Source organism: Methylobacterium oxalidis (assembly GCF_007992195.1).
Classification (GTDB): Bacteria; Pseudomonadota; Alphaproteobacteria; order Rhizobiales; family Beijerinckiaceae; genus Methylobacterium; species Methylobacterium oxalidis.
The window spans coordinates 1-3,299 of the sequence record NZ_BJZU01000109.1; the positions used below are offsets into that span (position 1 = coordinate 1).

General features: G+C 71.6%; 2 protein-coding genes and 1 pseudogene. 2 read left to right on the plus strand and 1 reads right to left on the minus strand.

Features of this window, described 5'->3' with window-relative positions; genetic code table 11:
- Positions 1-45: 45 nt before the first annotated feature.
- Positions 46-713: pseudogene (locus MOX02_RS22755) on the minus strand (ATP-binding cassette domain-containing protein).
- A gap of 163 nt (positions 714-876) precedes the next feature.
- Between MOX02_RS22755 and MOX02_RS22760 the strand changes: the two are divergent.
- Together MOX02_RS22760 and rocF are read left to right on the plus strand one after the other, a co-directional pair.
- On the plus strand, positions 877-1,830 hold the full coding sequence (locus MOX02_RS22760) for a hypothetical protein (protein ID WP_147028120.1): 954 nt from the start codon (positions 877-879) through the stop codon (positions 1,828-1,830).
- A gap of 497 nt (positions 1,831-2,327) precedes the next feature.
- Entirely contained in the window at positions 2,328-3,269 is a 942-nt protein-coding gene (rocF, locus tag MOX02_RS22765) for an arginase (protein WP_147028121.1), read from the plus strand.
- Positions 3,270-3,299 lie beyond the last annotated feature (30 nt).

A 3,299-nucleotide genomic window follows, 5' to 3' on the forward strand; every position in this document is an offset into this window, starting at 1 on the left:
CGCCGGCTCCGCATGCGCGGACGTGGAACGATCGGGCGGGGGGTCTCACACCGAGAGCCACGTCCTCGCGTCCGCCTCGACCATCGCGGCGCGGGGGCCCGCCTCCACCACCTGGCCGCGGTCCGTCACCGCGTAGGCGTCGCAGAGGTCGCGGGCCCACTCGAAAGACTGCTCGGCCAGCACGATCGCCATCTCGCCCTTGCCGCGCAGGTAGGCGATCGCCCGGCCGATATCCTTGACGATCGAGGGCGGGATGCCCTCGGTCGGCTCGTCGAGGACGAGGAGGCGCGGGCGGGTCACCAGCGCCCGGCCGATGGCGAGCTGCTGCTGGCCGCCCGAGAGGTCGCCGCCGCGCCGGTGCGGCATGTCCCTGAGCGCGGGGAAGAGGTCGTAGATCTCCCCCGGCACGGAGCGGTCGCCCCGCCGGCAGGGGGCGAAGCCCGTCTCCAGCCTCTCCCGGACGGTGAGCGGCGGGACGATCTCGCGGACCTGCGGCACGTCGGCGACGCCCGCCCGCGCCCGGTCGCAGGGGGCGAGCCGCGCGATGGCGCGGCCGCCGAGCCGGATCGCGCCCCGCGCCACCGGCTGCTGCACGACGGTCGCCCGCATCAGGGAGTCTTGCCGACGCCGTTGCGGCCGAGCACGGCCGTCACCTGCCCCGGCTCCGACCGCAGCGAGACGCCGCGCAGCGCCTTGGCGGCGCCGGACGATATCCTTGAGTTGAAGGATGCGAATGTTCAACCGGCAATCTATTGCAGAAATGGCACGATGATCACGAGATGTCCGACGAGCCTCGGCCTGTTCTTCAATCCCGTGAAGTTCTGGCTAGTCTAGGCTCGTCGGGCTGCGCGGGGCCGCCCGCCTCACGAACCGGCGATGACCTGGGTCAGGGATCTCATCAGGGCTTCGGGCCTCTACCTGATCGTGTTCGCGACGGGTGCCGCCTTCGTGCTCGGGTCCTACCGGATCGACCATCACTCGTTCTGGCACCACTTCACGCGGGACATCGGCATCGCCTGCCTCGTCGCGTTCATCGTGATCGTCACGATCGAGCAGCGCCAGCGCCGGGAGCAGAACCAGGAGATCCGGAGGTTCCTCTCGGAGACGCACGAGCATCTCTTCTCCACGATCCTCGGCGTCGAGTTCCCGGGCGAGGTCTGGAAGCTCCTCGTCCAGAAGGTGATGAAGGAGAAGTTCTTCCGGAAGGACACGCACGTCTTCTACAAGCTGTCCGACCCCGCCGAGCCGCGCCAGATCGGCGGCATCGACGTCGTGACGATCCAGCAGGTGACCAGCATGGAGGTCGTCAACCTGACGGGCGACAGGGTGGTCTTCCCGGCCCGCTTCTTCGTCGAGCGCCTGCAAGGACCCGATCATCAGCCCGTCCTGGACAGGAAGCCCGACATCGAGGTCTCGGTGGACGGGATCGCGATCGCGCAGTCGGAGATGAAGGCGCGCGAGCCGGTGGGCAAGAGCGACGAGATCTACAACCTGTACGAGTTCGACGTCGAGATCGGCAAGGACGACTCGAAGATCGTCAAGATGCGCGACTATCCGCGCGACAAGCTGGTGGTCGACAGCGAGATGTGGCGCAGCGTCTATGTCTGCGACGGGCTGTTCATCAGCATCACCTTCCCGGACACCCTGGAGGTGGATATCGACGCGATCCATCCCGACCCGATCGAGATCCTCTACCGCTCGGACACGATGATCACGGCGCGCATCGAGCGGCCCCTCCTGCCGCATAACGGGGTGGCCTTCTGGTGGTCGCGGAGAGCGGCCGTCGCTGCGCCCGCCGCCCGTGAGCCGGAGGAGGCGGCGGCGCCTTGAAAACTCCTGGTGGACTGATAAAGGCGGTATTGACTTTTCGGTGGTCTGCTCGCGGCCCGGTCCGTATCGTCACCTTGTCTCGTGGCCGGCTGCGCCCATATGGGCCGAAGAAGGAGTGATGGTGATGGTGTTCGAGATCACGACGACGCGTCGGCGGCCCGGCGGAGGGGTCGGCGTCTAGCCACCGCGTGCCGCGGCGCACCTGAGGGCGGGCCCGAGGACGACAGCTTGATCGGAATGGAAGGGCCGTCCCGCGCGATGGCCCTTTTGCATGTCCGGAACCCGCGTCTCCGGAATCCTCGCCCGGCCGGGCGCGGCGCCGCCTCGCGCTCCCGCCGCCCGTCCGCCGCTCGTCCGCCGCCCTTCCGCCGCTCCCGGCACCCGCCGTGCCGGGCCGCCCGGCGCCCCGGCCCTTCGCGCGGCGGAGGACGCGAGCTAAATAGGCCCTGGGGGGCCCGGGACGTCCGGTCCGGCACCCGACCCGAGGATCTGCAGCCATGGGACCGGCCCGCATCGAGCTCATGGGCGCGCCGATCGAGGTGGGCGCCAGCGAGCCCGGCGCCCTGATGGGCCCGGCGGCCCTGCGCACCGCGGGCCTCGCGCGCGCGCTGGCCGACCTCGGCCACGCGGTGGGCGACCTCGGCGACGTGGTGCCCGGCTGCGCCCCGGACGCCCGCGGCCTGCCCGCCGTCGCGGCCTGGACGCGGGTGCTCTCGGCGCGCGTCGGCGAGAGCCTCGCCCGGGGCGCCCTGCCGGTCGTGACGGGGGGCGACCACAGCCTCTCCCTCGGCACGGTGGACGGGGCGCTTCGCCACTGCGCGGGCGGCGGCCGGCCGCTCTACGTGCTCTGGCTCGACGCGCACGCCGACTTCAACACGCCGGAGACCTCGCCGTCGGGCAACATCCACGGCATGCCGCTCGCCGCGCTCTGCGGCGAGCCCGGCTTCGACGGGCTGTTCCCGGACGGCCCCCGCCCCCGTCTCGACCCGAGCCGCCTGCACCTGTTCGGCCTGCGCTCGATCGATGCGGGCGAGCGCGCCCTCGTCACGGCGCGCCGCGTCGGCGTCACCGACATGCGCGCCATCGACGAGTTCGGGGTGGTGGCGCCGCTGCGGCGCGTGCTGGAGCGGGTCGCGGCGGCGGGCGGGCACCTGCATGTCAGCCTCGACATCGACTTCCTCGACCCCGGCATCGCGCCCGGCGTCGGCACCACGGTGCCGGGCGGCGCGACCTTCCGGGAGGCGCACCTGATCATGGAGATGCTCCACGATTCCGGCCTCGTCGGCTCCCTCGACGTGGTGGAGCTCAACCCCTTCCTCGACGAGCGCGGGCGCAGCGCCCGGGTGCTGGTGGAGCTGGTGGCGAGCCTGTTCGGCCGCCGCATCCTCGACCGGCCGACCCCGGTCATCGAGGCCGTGCCGCGGGACCAGACGGCGTGAGGGAGCGCGCCGCGCTCCACCTCTCTCCCG